This is a genomic window from Nitrospira sp. (assembly GCA_024998565.1).
Lineage (GTDB): Bacteria > Nitrospirota > Nitrospiria > Nitrospirales > Nitrospiraceae > Nitrospira_A.
Map to the genome: position 1 here is coordinate 69,761 of JACOEM010000004.1, position 18,117 is coordinate 87,877.

General features: G+C 60.0%; 15 protein-coding genes. 7 read left to right on the forward strand and 8 right to left on the reverse strand.

What is annotated here, in order from left to right; translation table 11 throughout:
• Positions 1-52: 52 nt before the first annotated feature.
• From H8K11_08335 to H8K11_08350, 4 genes are all read right to left on the reverse strand, one after another.
• Positions 53-1,990: a hypothetical protein gene (locus tag H8K11_08335; protein MCS6263753.1), complete on the reverse strand. Its 1,938-nt coding sequence runs from the start codon at positions 1,988-1,990 to the stop codon at positions 53-55.
• Entirely contained in the window at positions 1,990-3,375 is a 1,386-nt protein-coding gene (locus H8K11_08340; protein ID MCS6263754.1) for a sigma-54-dependent Fis family transcriptional regulator, read from the reverse strand. The genes H8K11_08335 and H8K11_08340 overlap by 1 nt, the downstream gene beginning before the upstream one ends.
• A 93-nt stretch (positions 3,376-3,468) precedes the next feature.
• A complete protein-coding gene (gene queG / locus H8K11_08345) occupies positions 3,469-4,500 on the reverse strand; it encodes a tRNA epoxyqueuosine(34) reductase QueG (protein ID MCS6263755.1) in 1,032 nt (343 codons plus the stop codon).
• Positions 4,500-4,874 (reverse strand): hypothetical protein, encoded by a 375-nt coding sequence (locus tag H8K11_08350; protein MCS6263756.1) that lies wholly within the window; start codon positions 4,872-4,874, stop codon positions 4,500-4,502. The genes queG and H8K11_08350 overlap by 1 nt, the downstream gene beginning before the upstream one ends.
• A 319-nt stretch (positions 4,875-5,193) precedes the next feature.
• Here H8K11_08350 and H8K11_08355 point away from each other — a divergent pair, with 319 nt between their 5' ends.
• Together H8K11_08355 and H8K11_08360 are read left to right on the forward strand one after the other, a co-directional pair.
• Positions 5,194-5,955, forward strand: a complete 762-nt coding sequence (locus H8K11_08355; GenBank protein MCS6263757.1) for a response regulator — start codon at positions 5,194-5,196, stop codon at positions 5,953-5,955.
• Between the two features lie 359 nt (positions 5,956-6,314).
• A complete protein-coding gene (locus H8K11_08360; protein MCS6263758.1) occupies positions 6,315-6,830 on the forward strand; it encodes a hypothetical protein in 516 nt (171 codons plus the stop codon).
• Here H8K11_08360 and thiI read toward each other — a convergent pair.
• The 4 genes from thiI to H8K11_08380 form a co-directional block, all read right to left on the reverse strand.
• On the reverse strand, positions 6,814-7,992 hold the full coding sequence (gene thiI, locus H8K11_08365) for a tRNA 4-thiouridine(8) synthase ThiI (protein MCS6263759.1): 1,179 nt from the start codon (positions 7,990-7,992) through the stop codon (positions 6,814-6,816). The two genes, H8K11_08360 and thiI, sit on opposite strands and share 17 nt — an antisense overlap.
• A gap of 59 nt (positions 7,993-8,051) precedes the next feature.
• Positions 8,052-8,414, reverse strand: a complete 363-nt coding sequence (locus H8K11_08370) for a four helix bundle protein (GenBank protein MCS6263760.1) — start codon at positions 8,412-8,414, stop codon at positions 8,052-8,054.
• 42 nt (positions 8,415-8,456) lie between these two features.
• A complete protein-coding gene (gene trxB / locus H8K11_08375) occupies positions 8,457-9,377 on the reverse strand; it encodes a thioredoxin-disulfide reductase (protein ID MCS6263761.1) in 921 nt (306 codons plus the stop codon).
• A 572-nt stretch (positions 9,378-9,949) separates the two neighbouring features.
• A complete protein-coding gene (locus tag H8K11_08380) occupies positions 9,950-10,564 on the reverse strand; it encodes a dephospho-CoA kinase (protein ID MCS6263762.1) in 615 nt (204 codons plus the stop codon).
• A gap of 93 nt (positions 10,565-10,657) precedes the next feature.
• Between H8K11_08380 and H8K11_08385 the strand changes: the two genes are divergently transcribed.
• The 5 genes from H8K11_08385 to H8K11_08405 all read left to right on the forward strand — a co-directional run bounded on the left by H8K11_08385 (position 10,658) and on the right by H8K11_08405 (position 17,589).
• Entirely contained in the window at positions 10,658-11,683 is a 1,026-nt protein-coding gene (locus H8K11_08385) for a right-handed parallel beta-helix repeat-containing protein (protein MCS6263763.1), read from the forward strand.
• 155 nt (positions 11,684-11,838) lie between these two features.
• The gene (locus H8K11_08390) at positions 11,839-12,024 is read left to right on the forward strand and encodes a hypothetical protein (GenBank protein ID MCS6263764.1); all 186 of its coding nucleotides are present in this window, start codon (positions 11,839-11,841) and stop codon (positions 12,022-12,024) included.
• Positions 12,025-12,265: 241 nt separating this feature from the next.
• Complete coding sequence (locus H8K11_08395) at positions 12,266-14,941, forward strand: glucosidase (protein MCS6263765.1); 2,676 nt, start codon at positions 12,266-12,268, stop codon at positions 14,939-14,941.
• 14 nt (positions 14,942-14,955) lie between these two features.
• Positions 14,956-16,941: a glycogen debranching enzyme family protein gene (locus tag H8K11_08400; GenBank protein MCS6263766.1), complete on the forward strand. Its 1,986-nt coding sequence runs from the start codon at positions 14,956-14,958 to the stop codon at positions 16,939-16,941.
• Between the two features lie 141 nt (positions 16,942-17,082).
• Positions 17,083-17,589: a hypothetical protein gene (locus tag H8K11_08405; protein MCS6263767.1), complete on the forward strand. Its 507-nt coding sequence runs from the start codon at positions 17,083-17,085 to the stop codon at positions 17,587-17,589.
• The last annotated feature ends 528 nt before the right edge of the window (positions 17,590-18,117 follow it).

The window sequence follows — 18,117 nt, forward strand, 5'->3', positions numbered from 1 at the left end:
GGCGGCTGAAACAGGCTGCCAGCGGCGTTCTCGCGGCGTTCAGGGGCCGTCCCTAGCTCGCCGGGCGAAAGCGTAGCGTGAAGGTGGTTCCTTTTCCCTGGTTGCTGGTCACGGCCAGGGTTCCGCCGTTATCCTCGATGAGCCGTTTGACGTTGGTGAGGCCGAGACCGGTTCCATAGGCTTTGGTCGTGAAGAAGGGCTCGAAGATTCGTGAAAGGTGTTCCGGAGCGATGCCGTTTCCGGTATCGGCCACCTCAATTTCCACCTCGCTGTCCTGTCCGGCTCTGGTCGTGAGGGTCAGGGTTCCTCCTTCCGGCATCGCTTCACGCGCATTGATGAGGAGGTTCATCAGGGCCTCCTTCACCTGCTCCGGATCGACCTGAATCGAGGGCAGGGCATGCTCAAATCGCTGTTCGACCCGGATGCGTTCATGTCCACCCTGTGCTTCCCACTGTCTCAGCGCAGCGCGGACGACGGCTTCCGCAGGTTCTACCTTGAAGTCCGGCGGCTTCTGTCTGGCATACCGGAGAAAGTCGTGGAGTCGCAGTGAAAGTTTGTCGACTTCATCGATGATATAGCGGGCCATTTCCTGGCGGATGGGTTCTTCCTGCGGCCCCTCCAGCACGACTTGTGCGGAACTCCGGATGACGCCGAGCGGGTTCCGCAGATCGTGGGCGAGGGCGGCGAGCAGTTGTCCCACCGACGCCAGCTTTTCCTGCCGGATCAGCTCATGTTGCTGTGACCGGATCGTTCGCAGGTTTTCTTCCAGCACCTCCCGCATGGCCGCGAAACTCGTGGCCAGGTCTTCAATTTCATCAGCGGTCTGATAGCCCGGCGAAAGCAACGGGGGCCGGGGGCGGTTTGCGGTGCTCTCTTCCGGTAGGGCCAGCGTAAGGCGAAGGCCCTCCGCTTCGCGCTGGAGCGCCACGATCGGTTTCACGATGCGGTAGCCGACAAGAAACCCGAAGGCGGAGAGCACGATCACCAGCCCGAACCCGATGACGCCGACCGTCAGCAGCAGGGAATAGATCGGCGCGTAGGTTTCCTCGGGCGCCTGCCGGATGAACGCATACCATCGGTTGCCGTCGAGGCTCCCCGGCGTCAGCGCATGAGTCAGGTGGACCGGCGCCGCCCCGACGATCGCATCGCGGCCGCCGTGTGCATCATCGTCTGCGACCAGCCACAGGGGGCGATCCAACGTCAGCCGGTTCATCAAAGTCGATGGAATCAAATGGGCGGTGGGCGGCAGGACCGGGCAGATCAACGGCGTGCCTTGCGTGTCGAGCAGCATGGCGTGACCCGTGTTCCCGATCTGGATGGGGAGGATCATTTGAGTCAACAGATTGCGACGGATGACGAGGCCGACGACGCCGATGGTGGACCGGCGGGTGTCGTCAAGGATCGGGACGGCAACATGGAAGACCATGTCGTTCACCTGAGGATCGAACGTCACGTTGCTGACGTAGGATGTGCCGGGTGCGGCCTGTATGGCTTCACGCCACCAGACTTCGCCCGCCTGTTGCGGCGGCAGCCGCGGATCTGTCGAGGCGACGACCTGGCCCTGTCGGTCGGCAATGGTGACACGCACATAGTGCCGGGATTCGCCCGCCCATTCGTGGAGGTAGCTTGTGGTGTCCTGGTCCACCGCGGGCGGGCCGTTGGATTTCGGATGGGCCGGCGATGGCGGAGGCTGTGTCTTGCCGGCAGTGGTACCGGTCTGTTGGTTCGCAAGGACGACCGGCTGACGGACGTGCAGGGGGACGAGCGCCAGCCGGATGGCCCGATCGATTTCATTGTCGACAGCGGTTGCCAGTCGAATAGAGGTGGAACGCGCGATCTCCTGGAAGCCTTCACCGATGGCTTGCTTGAGAGTGGCGGTGCTGGATCGGTAGGTCGCCCAGAGCGCGACCATGCCGGGCACGATGCCGACAATGAGCAGCGCGATGAAGAATTTTCTCTGGAGACCGCCGGTTCGTCGTAGGCGACGCATCAGCCTGAGGGCAGCGACAGGTTATGTTTGGCCATTCGATACCGCAACGTATTGCGCGTGATCTTGAGCAGACGGCTGGCTTCGGACACGTTCCCCCCGGTTTTACGCAACGCCTCCTGGAGCATCGTCTTTTCGACTTCCTCCACGGAAAGTCCCAGCGCGAGGAGGGACGGTGTACCGGCCGGTTTCTCTTCGTTTGGCGGCGGAGTGCTCTTGAACGAGGCCGGCAGATGCTCGGGCGTAATCTCGTCCTGTTTGCAGGTGATGGTCAGCCACTCCACGACATTGTGCAGTTCCCGCACGTTGCCCGGCCAGGGGTATTGTTTGAGGATCGCGAGCGCCTCGGTGGTCATTCCCCTGATGCGGCTGCCGCGTTCCCGACGGGCCTGGCTGAGGAACTGAGTCAGAATCGGTTCGATATCCTCCGGTCGTTCGCGCAAGGGCGGCATCCGGAGCTGATACACGTTCAGGCGATAGTAGAGGTCCAGGCGGAAACGGCCCGCTTTGATAAGATCGGGCAATTCCTGGTTGGTCGCGGCGATGACGCGAATATCGACGGCGACACTGCGCACGCCGCCCAATGGCTCCACGACATGCTGTTCAAGGACGCGCAGGAGCTTGGCCTGTGCCGTCAAACTCAGTTCGCCGATTTCGTCCAGGAACAATGTGCCCCGGTCCGCCATTTGAAAGCGTCCCGGCTTGGCTTTCTTTGCGTCGGTAAACGCACCCTTCTCGTACCCGAACAGTTCGGATTCCAACAGGTGCTCGGGGATGCCGGCGCAGTTCAGGGCTACCATCGGGCCTTGGGCGCGCGGGCTGACGAGGTGGATGGCGCGCGCGAGCAGATCCTTGCCCGTTCCGCTTTCGCCTGTGATGAGGACCGTGGCATCGGTCTGTGCCACTTCCCGGGCGAGCCGCTTGATCAGTTCCATCTCCTTGGAGACGCTGACCATGCGGTCGAAGCCGAACTGTTCGTGCAACCCTGCGCGCAGAATGCGATTGTCCCGGGCGAGCTGACGGACCTGCAGCGCGCGGGCAATGACGATCTTCAACTCTTCATTGTCGACAGGCTTGGAGATGTAGTCGTAGGCGCCTTTCTGCATGGCCTCGACGGCCGATTTGACGGTGCCGTATCCGGTCACGATCAGGACCGGCACATCGGGTAACTGTTGCCGGGCTGCTTCCAGCACATCCATGCCCGAGACGGCGCCCAATTGGAGATCCGTGATGATCATGTCGAGGGATTCGTGTTCCTGGATCATGCGGAGGGCTTCGTCCCCCGAGCGGGCCAGGAGCAACTGATACCCGGCAGGTTTCAGCACCAGCTCGAAGAGCCGCCGCATTCGTTCTTCATCTTCGACGATCAGGAGGGTGGGTGCGTGCATGGCCTCGCAACCGGCTGAGGTGGGTCCTCACATGAGGGAGGACATGAGACCGTAGCCTACCACTATCGGCCGGGGAGAAACAGTGGGTGGGGCTTAGCGGGGATCGGCGCTCGGCGGAGGTGTGGTGCTGTGCCGATCAACGGGGGCGGTTTCATTGGAGAGCGCCCAGGAGAGATTGCGTTGGAGTCCGGCGTATTTTGCGCGGCGGATGGGACTGTGTTTGAACGTGGTGGCGAAGGTCTGCTCGTCCATCTTCGTCAGGGCCAGCAGCGACGGGGCCGCGGTGAGTGGGGAAGGCTGGAAGCCGGGTTCGGTGGTTGATCCGGCCTGGACGTTGTAGGGGCAGATGTCCAGGCAATCGTCGCAGCCGAAAATCCGGTTGCCCAGCTTTCGCCGGAGGTCCTCGGCGATCGGCGGTTCGGTGCCGCGAAGTTCGATGGTCAGGTAGGAGATGCAGCGTCCGGCATCGACGACGTAGGGTTCGGTGATCGCGCCGGTCGGACAGGCCTGGATGCAGAGCGTGCAACTTCCGCAGAGATCGGTTCCCGCCTCATCCGGCTCAAGCTCCAGCGTCGTCAGAATTTCTCCCAGGAGCAGCCAGGAGCCGAAGTCTGTCGAGACAAGGTTCGAATGTTTGCCGATCCAGCCGAGGCCGGCCTGCTGGGCCCAGGCCTTCTCCATGACCGGTCCCGTGTCGACATAGGCCCGGTTGAGGCTGTCCGGGGCCAGCGCGCCGATGCGCTCGGCGAGTTGGGCCAGCTTGTCGCCAAGGATCTTGTGGTAGTCGAGGCCCCAGGCATAGCGGGCAATGCGCCCGTTTCCCTGGCGTTCGTCGGCCCGATAGTCGGTGTAATAGTTCATGCCGACGGAAATGATCGATCGGCAGCCGGGCAACACTCGGGTGGGATCGGCTCGCCGCCCGGGATCACGGACCATCCAGGCCATGGTCGCGTGGTATCCGCGCCTGAGCCATTCTTGGAGCCGGTCCAGCAGGTCACCGGCCGAGGCCTCGCGATTCAGATTTGTGGCCGGGTTCGTTTGCGTAGGAAGGAGGCTGATACCGACGGCGTCGAAGCCGAGTTCGCGGGCGGCTTGTTTGATGGCGACTGTGAGGGACGCGGGCATTAGGGCTTCGCGCACTCGAATCGCACCATGAATTGCCCGGTGCAATGACCTGAATCGCAGCGGGTACATTGGCCGGTAATGCGCGTCTTCCAGTCCGTGCCTTTCTGATCGAAGGTGCAAAACGTGCGACCGGCCTTGGAGATGGTCGTCCACGGTTTGTCGGTTCCCGGGAAGCGGGCGATGACGCAGCCGGCGGGAATCGGCACTTGACACTGGTGAGTAGGATCGCCTTTCGCCATGCCGAAACTGCAGGATTGTTCGGTCGTCGCGGAAGAGTCAGGCGGCGCTTGGGCCTGCCCCTCGTCGGGAACAGAGCCCCATGTGAGGGCACAGCCGAGCAGGAGCGGAAGGATCGGACGAATCAGCCAAGACATATTGGATCAACTCCGTTAAAGAGCGGTATGGTATCACAGCGGTCATTTCCGCGGCGAATCCACCTCATCGCGCCTGTTCCAGGCCAGCCCTGTCTACTACCGATTCTGTCCAGGGACTGTTCAAAAACCACCGCTAGTGTATGGGGGCAAGAATCCGGCCCGGCGTAACATGATGCCGGTACAGGGAAGCGAAGGTGGCATGTTAGTTGCGTTGCCCTGGGGTATCGAGTGCCGTGCGGATACGTGTGTAGTGTGTTCGAACGGTGTGTGGTGTGACCGGCGATACCAATTTTCCGATCTCGTTTCATCGGGTTGTACTATGGCGCAGGCAAAAATTCTGATCGTCGATGACGAAGTGGTGGTGGCTGAAGACATCAGACGTCAGCTGCGCACACTCGGGTATCTGGTCGTAGGTGTGGTGGCATCCGGGGATGAGGCCGTACGGCTGGCCGGGGAGCATCGGCCGGATTTAGTTCTCATGGATATTAAGCTGAAGGGGGCGATGGATGGGATCGACGCGGCCCGAACCATCCAGTCCCGGTATGGTACGCCGGTGATCTATCTGACGGCCTTTTCGGATGAGGAGACACTGGAACGGGCGAGGGAAACCTTGCCGTTGGCCTATTTGATTAAGCCGTTTGTGAGCAGCGATCTGCGCGCCGCGCTGGAGCTCGCGCTCTTCCGCCAGCGTGTGTCGCGTATTGCCGAGCAACGCGGGCGGTGGTTGGAGGCGGTTGTCCAGTCGATGGAAGATGCCGTTATGACGGTCGATCAGCGGGGGCGAGTGACCATGCTCAACCCGGCGGCTGAAGGTTTGACCGGCTGGGCGCAGCCAGATGCGCTGGGGAAGGCAGTTCAGGAAGTGATGGTGGTGTTGGATCCGGAGAGTCGGTGGCCGGTGCCGAACCGGGCCGTACAGCTCTTGCGTACGGGAACGTCTGCCGATCTTGGCGGGCGTCCGTTTCTTCTCGTCAGTCGCAACGGGCACGAGCATCGGATCACCGACAGTGCGGCCATGATCCGTGATGAGCGGGGAGACCCGTCAGGAGTCGTACTGGTGTTTCGCCCTGCCTCTGCGTAACCGTTCAGGTTCCCGCCGTTTTCAACCGTGTGATCATCCGCCCAGCAGGCATAATTGTATTCGTCCCGTCGTTGCGCTCGCACTGGGCGCATTCAATGAGTATACTTCTTGAGTAACGCTGCAGGCCGGCGAGTGATTCCGGTCGCACGGGTGTTAAGACGGTGTCTAGGTGTGGAGGCACGCATGAGTGTTGGTTCTGCAATTTTTCGGGTGCGACGTCTGTCTGATGAGCGCAATTTCGTCCGGTTCACGAACCCCACCGTTATACTGTGATGCACAGACTACGATGTGTCCTAAGCTGGGTTTGGTTGGTATCCGGTTGCCTGCTCGTCCTGGTGTCCGTGCCGGTCGGGGGCGCGATGGCTGGAGAGGTTGGCTCAGCCCATCTGCTGCGGGCCCTCGTGGTGCAACCGGATCCTGACGGTGGTGTGCGGGCAACGGCTACGCTGCTGTTTCCCGGCGGCCCGGCGGTGCTCCAGTCGATTCTCTCCGAGTACCGCAAATGGCCTGAACTGTTTGAAACCCGGATGCGGGTGGCGCAAGTTGAAGAGCGGGACGGACGGGTCCTCACGGATATCTATATTTCACACGCGCTCTTGCCCGGTGAACAGCGGCTGCTCTGTGAATCGCAGACGTTGCCCGGCGGCGGGCTCATCACGCACCTCAAGGGGGGGGATTTCACGCGCTACCATCGGGAGTGGCGGCTCCAACCGGCCGGCGACGGCACGCAGACGCGGGCGGAATTCGACCTGTTGGTCGAGGTGAAGACCCTCGTCCCCGATTGGCTGGTCGCCGTCGCCATGGAGCGGGAGCTGAATACCCACTTTCGACTGGTTCGGGAGCGGGCCTTAGATCGGATTACGAAGGAAAGGTGAACGTCGACAGCTCGGCCTTTTCGACGCCCTGCTTGACGAATGCGCTGATCTCCAGGCCCCGTTCGATGCGCAGGATGTCGTCCGGCTTGGTTCTAGTGCTCGGGTGTAGCGGCACGAAGAGCTTGCAGCAGTCTTGATCCGGCTCGATCGACGTCGTGAAGCTCCCGATCTGTTGCGCCTGCTCGGTAATTTCGATCTTGTCCATTCCGATCAACGGGCGCAGAAGCGGGAGTTCCGCGGCCGCCTCCACCACCGACAGATTCTCAGGTGTTTGCGAAGCGACCTGGCCGAGGCTATCCCCGGTGACCAGCGCCCAGCAGCCATGACGCCGCGCAAGTTCTTCCGCGATGCGCACCATGATCCGCCGATACAAGACGACACGAAAGGCCGCCGGGGCGTTCGCGACGATCTCACGTTGAATCTCGCCGAAGGGCACAATGTAAAGTTGCGAATGGTATTGGTAGGCCGTCAGCAGCTGGACCAGCTCCTGGACCTTCTCTTCGGAATCGCGGCTCACCAGCGGGCGTCCGGAGAAATGCACGAAGACGGCTTTGCAGCCGCGTTTCATCATCCGGTAGGCCGCCACGGGGGAGTCGATGCCGCCGGAAATCAAACAGGCCACTTTTCCGCTGGTACCCACCGGCATGCCGCCCGGGCCTTGGATCTTTCTTGCCGCGACATGGGCTTCCTTGGTGAGGAGCTCGATGTAAAGTGTCAGGTCGGGCTGTTTTAGCTTCACGGCTTTTCCCGTGGTTTCGTGGAGATAGCCGCCGACTTCGCGTTCGACGTCCATCGAAGTCAGAGGCAGGCGTTTGTCTGCGCGTTTGGCCGTCACCCGGAACGAGTTGAAGGTCTGTTCGGAGAGTTGCCGCTCAGCGACCTGTTTGATGGTCGTCAGATCCGGTGCCGTGAGATCCAACGGCACGGATTCGGTCAGCAGAAAGTTTGAGACGCCGCAGGTGCGGCGGAGTCGCTCGGTCACCATGTCCGGCGCGACCTCATCGGGAATCGTCACCCGGATGCGCCCCTGCAGCGACTCGATCCGCCGGATCTTCAGATCTTTCAGCGCCAGTCTGAGATTGCGGACAAGCCGTTGCTCGAAGAAGTCGCGGTTGCGGCCTTTGAGGGCGAGTTCGTGGTAATGGACAATTGCGCAATGCATGATATCAGCGTGAAACGGGAAAGGTGAAATGTGAAACGTATGAAAAAGGCAACACGCGTCTAATCTTTTGTCCTTAAATGTCGAATCAGTCCGCTGAGCATCCTATCGACCCGTTCGAGCATTTCCACTAGAGATTCCAACTCTCTCTGTCCGAGGTACTCGAGTCGCCGGGCAAGTTCCAGTTGTGTATCCAGTTCGCTCAATGAGCCCTTCGCGATATAGAGAAACTGGATAAACTCCTTTTTGGTTTGTCTGGCTGCTCCCTCGGCAATGTTGCTGGGAATGCTGATTGCTGCCCGCCGCGCTTGATTGGTGAGGCCAAACTGCTCTCTCGCCGGGAATTCATCGGTAGTCTTATAAACTAACTGCGCCAGCTCGACGGCTGTCGTCCAGGCATCAAGCTGCTTGTGAGGCTTGCTCATGCGCCGGTTCATTCCGGTCAGAACTCGCTCACCTTTCACGTTTTACGTTTCACGCGACTCCAGGAATCGCTCGGCGTCGATGGCGGCCATGCAGCCGGAGCCGGCCGCGGTGATGGCCTGGCGATATTTGGTATCCTGCACGTCGCCTGCGGCGAAGACACCAGGCACGCTGGTGGCGGTGCCTTGCGAGGTGAGGATGTACCCCTTCTCATCCATCGTGAGTTGGCCCGTGAAGAGATCGGTGTTGGGCCGGTGGCCGATGGCGACGAAGACGCCGTCGCAAGCCAGTTCCGAAGAGGCGCCGGTCACGAGGTTCTTGAGCCGGGCTCCGATGACCAGGTCCCTTCCAAGGATGTCCTCGACGATGGAATTCCATGCAAACGAAATTTTTTCATTCTTCATGGCGCGGTCCTGCATGATTTTCGAGGCCCGCAGTTTGTCACGTCGGTGGACCACGGTGACGGTTCGAGCGAATTTCGTCAGGAAGTTGGCTTCTTCCAGCGCACTGTCGCCGCCGCCCACGACCACTAAATCTTTCCCGCGAAAAAAGTAGCCGTCGCAGGTCGCGCAGGTCGAGACGCCGTGTCCGATCAACCTGGTTTCATTCGGTACGCCGAGCGGAATGGACGAGGCGCCGGTGGCCAGGATCAAGGTCGCCGCCGTCACCGTCTGTTCCCCGTCGATGGTCAGGTGAAACGGTCGCTGCGCGAGATCGACGGCCGAGACATCGCCGGTGAGGAATGACGTGCCGAAGTGCTCGGCCTGGGCGCGCATTTCCTTCATGAGCTCGGGGCCCATGATGCCTTTTGAAAATCCGGGATAGTTTTCGACTTCGGTGGTCGTCGTGAGTTGCCCGCCGGACTGCCAGCCTTCGATGAGCAGCGGCGAGAGATTGGCTCTGGCTGCGTAGATGGCGGCGGTGAGGCCGGCAGGGCCGGAGCCGATAATGACTACATTGTGCATGGAAAGAACTTAACACGGAGACACTTGCGGATGCATCTTGGCGGTTTGTTGTTTCTCGATTCGTGAATTCCCCTGGTTGCAGGGAGATGGTGACGTGGAAGGAGGGGCGTCCTCTTTCAGGGCTGAAAGGTAATCGACCATTTCGTATAGGGCTTTAGCTGCAAGTGCAGTTTTATAATTCAGGGGCATCGCGACCGACCTATATCCGTTAGGAACGTAGAGGTCATGATCTAAGATCGATTCCACCACATATTCTCTGACAGACCTCGCAGTACCCTTATAGCTTGAGCTGTTGAGCCGTTTCTGACCGGTCGTTCCCATGACCAGTTTGGGCACTATTGTTCCAACAGCACCTCGTATCCCAGGAATTACATGACAGGCTATGCACTTTGCTTTGCGAAATAATGATTCAATATCTTCATCGCCAGTAGATGTGACCAAGGAGGCTTTGGCTGGGCCACCTATTTTGAAATACAAAGTAGAGGACTCTTTCCTCAAGCTTCCTGCTGCAGAAGTATCTCCCTGAGACGCGAGCAGAGATGCCAAGCTTAGTGTAACCAGTATGAGAGGTGTCATTGTTTAGAACTGCTCCTCTCGACAAGCTCCTTCCAGACAAGTTCAACCTTCTTGCGGAGCTGTCTCAAAGAGCTACTTCCATCAAGAACCGTGTCTGCTCGCCGGGTTTTATTTGCAAGTGGGAGTTGGCTCTTAATTCTTCTGATGGCCTCGGCGCGGGTGAACCCATTGCGCTTCTTCAATCGGGCGATTTGAGTTTCGCGGTCGGCGGTGACGACGATGACCCGGTCCACGCGTTTGTCGATACCGGCTTCGTAGAGAAGCGGAACGTCGTACACGACGACGGCCTTGGGGTTGTTGCGTGCGGCTTGTCTCGTCAGTCTGGCTTGCTCACGCGCGACGCGGGGGTGGATGATTTGTTCCAGCCGGCGCAACTTGGACCGGTTCCGGAAGACCATGGCGCCGAGGGCCTGGCGATTGAGAGTACGATCGGGATTGAGAACGGCTTTGCCGAAGGTCTTGATGATGGCGCGCCAGGCCGGTTTGCCAGGTTCCACCACCTGGTGGGCCAACGCATCGGCATCGATGACGAGGGCCCCGCATCGCTCGAACATCTTCGCTACCGTGCTTTTGCCGGTCGCGACGCCGCCGGTGAGGCCCACAAGGATCATGGGACGGGAAGATACCATGGGGGGCGAGGGCTCGCAATGACACTCGATTGACTTCTCGCCATGCCCGGCGGTATGACCATTCGTATGAAAAACATGAAACATTGTCTAGCCGCCGTCCTCCTTCTGTGTCTGCCATTCGGAGTCTTGGGCCTCTCCATCGCTCGGGCGGAAGCGCCGGCGCCCGCCGAACGGCAGCCGCTGGTGGTCGCCTTGGATGACTCAGGTCAGTACCACTCGATCCAGGAGGCGGTGGATGCCGCAAAGAAGGGTGACACCATTCTCATCAGGCCCGGCTCCTATGCCGAGGATGTGACCATTCACAGCAAGGAAAACGTCCGACTGGTGGGGGCGGGAATGGATCAGGTCACGATCCTGGGTCGTGAACGCGTCGGGGTGTTCCATGTCGGAAAGTGGCCCTATGGTGCGACGAACATCGAAATTTCCGGCCTCACGATCAACGAGCATGGCGGCCACGCGATGGGGATGTTCAACGGCCGCGGCATCACCCTGCATCATGTGCGGGTCAAGGGTATGTTGTTTACGCAGCAGGTGGAGGATGTGCGGATTGAGGACTGTATCATCGGCGGCAGTGAAACCACCGGCGTTCAGTTCGCAAATTCTCAGGCGGTCATGCGGGGCAATTTCATCCATGACAATGACCACGGGGTGAGTGTGGCGGGCAAATCCACGGTGCGCCTGGAACGAAACGTCATCACCAGGAGCCTGTTCGAGGCGGTGATCGTGAACGATCAATCGAAGGCTGCGTTGGTCGGCAATACCTTTGTGAAAAACGGGGGCGGCGCCGCGTTTCTCGGGACCTCCCAGAATGAGGCTTCGGGCAACATCGTCAGCCTCAACGCCTACGGGTTTGTCGTGGCGCCCTCCAGCCGGGTGCTCTTATCCTACAACGCCATGCAGAATTCCGGATCGAACTATCTCCGGCACGGAACCCCCAACCAACCGGCTCCGGAGCTGAAACCCGATTCGGATTTGACGGTGGACCCACGATTTGTTGACACCGCCCGGGATGATTTCAGATTGCGTGCGGATACCGCGCTGGTCAAAATCGGTGACTTTCCTTACCTTGGTGCCCTGCCTCCCCTTGCGGAATCGCACTGACTTCCGCAGTAAAGCATAACAAATTGAGAGGTTAGCGCTTCCACTCAGCCCCGAAATTCCCTGTGCTATGCTTCAGTGAGCGCATGGTAGTCAGGTGTCTCCGGTGTGGCTCAAGAATTGCTGCACTACGACCGACAAGGGATTGGAGGTAACAAGTGGCCAGCTTTCGATTCGATCTGGAAAAGCGGAGTACCGACGGGATTCCCAACTTGGCGGAGCTGGAGTCCGGCAAGCTTCTAGGGGCGATCCTACCGATGTCCGAGCAAGCACAACTTCAGTTGCGTGACAGCATCGAAGTCATCGACTATCTCATGAACCAGGAAGGTGTCGTCTGGAGTTAGGGCCTGCGTCCTCCCGCTGAATGTTCCTTTCCCATTCCTGTTCCGTCCCTTGTCATCACCCCCACATCTTTCGCCTGACCTCGCAAGGATCGCTCTGCTGACTCGATTTCTGTCGTGCATGGCCGGCACTGCCTCGCTTCTTGAGCTGGCGCCCTCGAATCTCAGTTGAATCTTTTTGGGGCCGGGCGCATGCTGGCGCCTGCTGCAAGCTGTGTCTCGTTCAGTCGGGAGACCTCGTGCTATGTCGATGTCGCCGGGAGAGGAATCTGTTCGTCCGGGGTCCGCTGAGCAGCAGCGCCTGGATGAGGACGATCTGCGCCGGAAACACTGGAAACGCTGGGGGCCCTATGTCAGTGAACGGGCTTGGGGAACGGTCCGCGAAGACTATAGCCCGTATGGGACGGCCTGGGAATCGGTTCCCCACGATCATGCCCGCTCGAAAGCCTACCGTTGGAATGAAGACGGATTGGCCGGCATTTGTGATCGGCACCAGTTCGTCTGTCTCGCGCTGGCGCTCTGGAACGGACGGGACCCGATTCTCAAAGAACGGATGTTCGGCCTCACGGGGAACGAGGGCAATCATGGTGAGGATCCCAAAGAATATTATTTCTACCTCGACTCCACCCCTACGCATTCCTACATGAAGTTTCTCTACAAGTATCCGCAGGCGGCGTTTCCGTATACACAACTCATCGAAGAAAATCGCCGTCGAGGCAGGAACGATCCGGAGTTCGAGTTGCTCGATACGGGAGTGTTCGCCGACGATCGTTACTTCGATGTCGGTGTCGAATATGCCAAGGCCTCGCCGGAAGATGTGCTCATGCGGATCCAGATCGTCAATCGCGGTCCGGATCCGGCGCAGCTGACAGTGCTGCCGACCATCTGGTTCCGCAACACCTGGTCGTGGGGACTCGATGTGCGCCGCCCGCGGATGCGGAAAGGCGAATCGACGTCGTCGGTCGGTATTGTGGAGTTCGACCATGAGTATTACGGGCCGCGACGGTTGCTCTGCGAGGGTGGGCCGGATCTGTTGTTCACCGAAAACGAAACCAATACCCGGCGTCTCTACGGCGATGTGGATGGCGCACGGTATGTGAAAGACGGGATCAATGACTACGTCGTGCAGGGCGACAAGGGCGCGGTCAATCCCGAGCAGATCGGCTCGAAGGTGTCCGCGCACTATGTGGTGACCGCGTTGCCTGATCGGCCTGTGACGATTCGATTGCGGTTCACGAACGGGGCCGCTGAGGGGGCTCTCGATCCGCAGGCATTCGACGCGGTCTTTGCCGCCCGTCTCAAGGAAGCGGACGAGTTTTATGCCGCGTTGGCCCCCGCGAACGTGTCAGAAGATGCGCGAATGGTGCAGCGGCAAGCCTTTGCCGGGCTCTTGTGGAGCAAGCAGTTTTATCACTACGACGTCGATCGTTGGCTGAAGGGCGACCCGGCGGGACCGGAACCTCCTAAAGAGCGGCTGCATGGCAGGAATGCGGATTGGACACATCTCTACAATGCGGACGTCATTTCCATGCCGGATAAGTGGGAATACCCCTGGTATGCGGCCTGGGACTTGGCGTTTCACTGCCTGCCGATCGCACTCGTCGATTCGCGTTTTGCCAAGGATCAGCTCGTCCTCATGCTGCGTGAATGGTACATGCATCCGAACGGCCAGATTCCTGCCTATGAATGGGCCCTGGGCGACGTGAATCCGCCGGTGCATGCCTGGGCGGCCTGGCGGGTGTACAAGATCGAGAAGAAGCGGAAAGGCGTCGGCGATCGCATCTTTCTGGAGCGGGTGTTCCACAAGCTCCTGCTGAATTTTACCTGGTGGGTGAATCGGAAGGATGCCGAGGGGAAGAATATTTTTCAGGGCGGATTTCTGGGGTTGGACAACATCGGGGTGTTCGATCGCAGCAAGCCGCTGCCCACCGGCGGGCACATCGAGCAATCCGACGCAACCAGCTGGATGGGGATGTATTGCCTGAATATGTTGTCGATCGCGTTGGAATTGGCGCGGGAAGACCGGGCCTATGAAGATGTCGCCAGCAAGTTCTTCGAGCATTTTGTCTACATCTGCCGGGCGATGAACAACATCGGCGATGCGAAGATCGAACTCTGGAACAAGGCCGACGGCTTCTTCTACGACGTGCTGCACCTGCCGGACGGGAAGAAGTTTCCCATGAAAGTGCGGTCGATGGTCGGCTTGATTCCGTTGTTTGCGGTGGAGACGCTGGATTCTGAGCTCATCGACCGGTTGCCCCGGTTCAAGCACCGGATGCAATGGTTCATCGAAAACCGGCCGGATTTCAGTCTGCACATTGAAACCCAGTCGCAGGACGGGGAGGTGCGCCGGTTCTTGTCGCTCGTCAACCGTCACCGGTTGCCCAAGGTCCTGCGGTACATGTTGGATGAGCAGGAGTTTTTGTCGCCATATGGCGTGCGGGCCCTGTCCCGTTATCACAAGGACCACCCCTACGTGTTCTCGATGATGGGTACGAGCCAGTGTGTCGAATATCAGCCTGCGGAATCCACCAACGGTCTCTTCGGAGGGAATTCGAATTGGCGGGGGCCGGTCTGGTTTCCCGTGAACTACCTCCTGATCGAATCGCTTCAGAAGTTTCACTATTATTTGGGCGACGGCTTCACGGTCGAGTATCCGACGGGATCCGGGCAGAAGCGCACTCTCGCCGAAGTCGCCGCCGAATTGTCCCGGCGGCTCACGCACACCTTCCTGCGCGGACCCGATGGTCGGCGTCCCGTCTACGGTGGTGCGGAAAAGTTTCAGCAGGATCCGCACTGGCGCGATCTCATCTTGTTTTATGAATATTTTCATGGCGACAACGGCGCCGGGATCGGCGCGAGCCATCAAACCGGCTGGACCGGGCTAGTGGCGAAGTTGATTCAGCAGTCGGGCGAGTAAGCCGGAGGCACGGGATGACCATTGATTCGAGGCGCTGTCAGGACCTTGAGCGGGCACTCAGTCTGGAATGGCTGGAGACGAACGGGCGGGGCGGGTATGCTTCGGGCACCGTCGCCGGCGCGAATACGCGACGCTACCATGCGTTGCTGCTGGTGGCCAGACGCCCGCCGGTCGATCGTGTGGTCCTGGTGAATCATCTCGAAGAATCGATGGAAGTCGGCGGCCAATCCTTTCCGCTCTCGACAAATTTGTATAGCGGCGCGGTTCATCCGGAAGGGTATCGGTATTGCGACGGGTTCTCCGCCCTGCCATGGCCGACCTGGTGTTACGCCTCCCACGGAATTCGCCTGGAGCGTGAACTGCTCTGTCCGGATGGCCGCGATATGGTCGTCGTGCGGTGGCGGTTGCTTGGCGACGCACCGTCTGCTGTGGTGCTGCGGGTCAGACCGATGCTCTCGGGTCGCGACTTTCATGCGCTGCATCAGGAGAATGCCGGGGTGCGCAGTCAGGCCACGGTTGACGGGGGGCGTGTCACGTGGCAACCCTACGAGGCGCTACCTGCCGTGCTGGCGTTCCACAACGGGCAGTATCTCCATGAGCCGGATTGGTACCGCCACATTCACTATCGGATCGAGCGCGAACGCGGCCTGGACCATACAGAGGATTGGTGGTCGCCGGGCGAATGTGCGTTCACGCTCACTCCGGGATCGGTGGCGGAACTTCTGTTCACGACCGAACAGCTTGAGTCCATCGAGGTCACGCAGGTTGTAGAGGCGGAGCGGCGGCGGCGCGCAGAGTGTCCGGTATCGGCGCCGATCGACGATGCGTTGGCGCAGGAGCTCTGGGCTGCGAGCAGCGCGTATCTTGTCCGCCGGGGAAACGGGCAGACGGTGATCGCCGGATATCCCTGGTTTGCCGATTGGGGGCGAGACACGTTTATCGCGTTGCCGGGGCTCTGCCTGGTGACGGGTCGTTACGACGTGGCCCGGCAGGTGATCGAGGCGTTTGCGTCTCATGTGTCGCAAGGGATGGTGCCGAATCGATTTCCCGACATCGGCGAACAACCTGAGTACAACACGATCGATGCGTCCTTATGGTTTATTCATGCCGTGGATCGCTATCTCCACTATAGCCGCGACCTCGACGGAGTACGCCGGATTGCCTGGCCCGCGATCAAACAGATTGTGGAGGGGTATCGTCGAGGCACGCGGTTCGGTATTCACATGGACGACGACGGGATGATTACCGGCGGCGAGGAGGGCGTTCAGCTCACCTGGATGGATGTCAAAATTGGCGATTGGGTGGTGACTCCCCGGCATGGGAAACCGGTCGAGATTCAAGCGCTCTGGGTGCGGGCGTTGGCGGCGGCTGCCGAACTGGCGGCGCAATTCGGGGAACCGGCGTACGCGGCACAATGCCGGCAAGATCGTGCGAAGGCCACCGAGTCGTTTCGAGCCCGCTTCTGGTATCGAACCGGAGGCTATCTCTTCGATGTGGTAGACGGGCCGATCGGAGACGACGCCTCGCTCCGTCCGAACCAGATTTATGCCCTGGCGTTGGACGATCAGCTGGTGACGGAGGCACAGGCAAAACACATTTTGCAGCTCGTGAAAGAACGGTTGCTCACGCCGATGGGCTTACGCACATTGGCGCCGGAGGACATCCGGTTCTGTGCGTCATACGAGGGTGGGGTCTCTGAGCGGGACGGTGCCTACCATCAAGGCACCGTGTGGCCGTTTCTGCTCGGCCCGTTCGTGACGGCGTGGGTGAAAACCTATGGCGATAGTCCGGCGGTGCGGCGGGATGCACGCCTGTTTCTCGACGGGCTGCACGAACATTTACACGAAGCCTGCCTGGGTCAGGTGTCGGAGATCTTCGATGGTCAGCACCCGCATCGAGCGCGTGGCTGTGTGGCGCAGGCCTGGTCCGTAGCCGAACCCTTGCGCGCGCTCATGGAAGATCTCGGCGCGGTTCGTGAGAGATCATCGAATCCGCGCTGACTTGTGACGTTGCGGGTCCTTCATCAATTCCGGTTCCATGCGGACACGAGCGCGTGAGTGCTCCTGTCCTGTCACGTTCCTGCCAGATTCTGCTCCGGAAATCTTGACAGCCAAAGAAGCGATCCGGTAAGGATAAGAAAGATGCGCCAGCACACCTCCGTCACAATTGTTGCTCTCCTGTCCGCCGGGTTGTTCCTGACCGGCTGTCAGCTCTTCGATTCCTCCACGCGTCAGCCGGCACCTCGCTCGGCTTCCGTGATGTCGATGTGGGAATTGTACCGGCATTGCCAATCGAGCGGCGATGTCGAGACGGTCTTGTCGGCAGCGAAACAGCTGCAGCAGTCCGCTGATACGCATGTGGTTCCCGCTCCGGATGTTCCCAAGAGTCTTGACCGGTTTGTCACGCGTCAGCCGGTTCGCACGACGGTTGATCCCAAAGCGCTGGCCGCTTCGTGCACCTTGCAGGCGGCGAGGACGAGCCTGAGCGCCGGGCGTGAGCAGGAAGCGGAACAGCTTCTCTATGCTGTGGTGTTGAGTTATCCGGAAAGCGACTATACCTTCTACGTCGCGCAAGCGAAGGTCTGGATCGAGGAATTGCATCGTCCCGGCACGCCGGATGCTCTCATCCATCCCATCTCCACCTTCTAGCAGGCCGTTGAAACAGTCCGCCGGCGTCGTTCTCGCTCCCTTCAGAGCCTCAACGTACCACAGAGGGTACGCCTTGGCCCTTCATTCGCTGCAGCCTTGCTGGACGGCCTTTTTGAACGGCCTGCGGGTGGTGCGCATGGCATACGTGATCGCGGCCGATTCAGAACAACAGTGGACGGACGGCTGGGGGCGACAATCTGCTAGCCGGCTGTCGACCTCGTTCCGTTTCTCATTCAGCCAACATTGTTGAGCTGAATCCCTTGATCATGACGGAGTGATTGTCTGATGCGCAGGTCATTGCGGCCCGGATCTATCATTGGACCCGATGTGAGATGGGTTCAGCGCTATGGTGCGAAGCCGGTATTCTGTTGCAGGCGGCCGGACTCTCGTTGCGCGCCCTTGCGTGAGTCGCACGCGGGGATAATGTGAATCGAGTGGGAGGATGGCGGGCCCTGTAGCGTGGAAAAACCTGCCTGCAGCTGGTGCGCGGTGTTATGGTCTACGTCTGGCCCTTGTCGATCCTCGGGC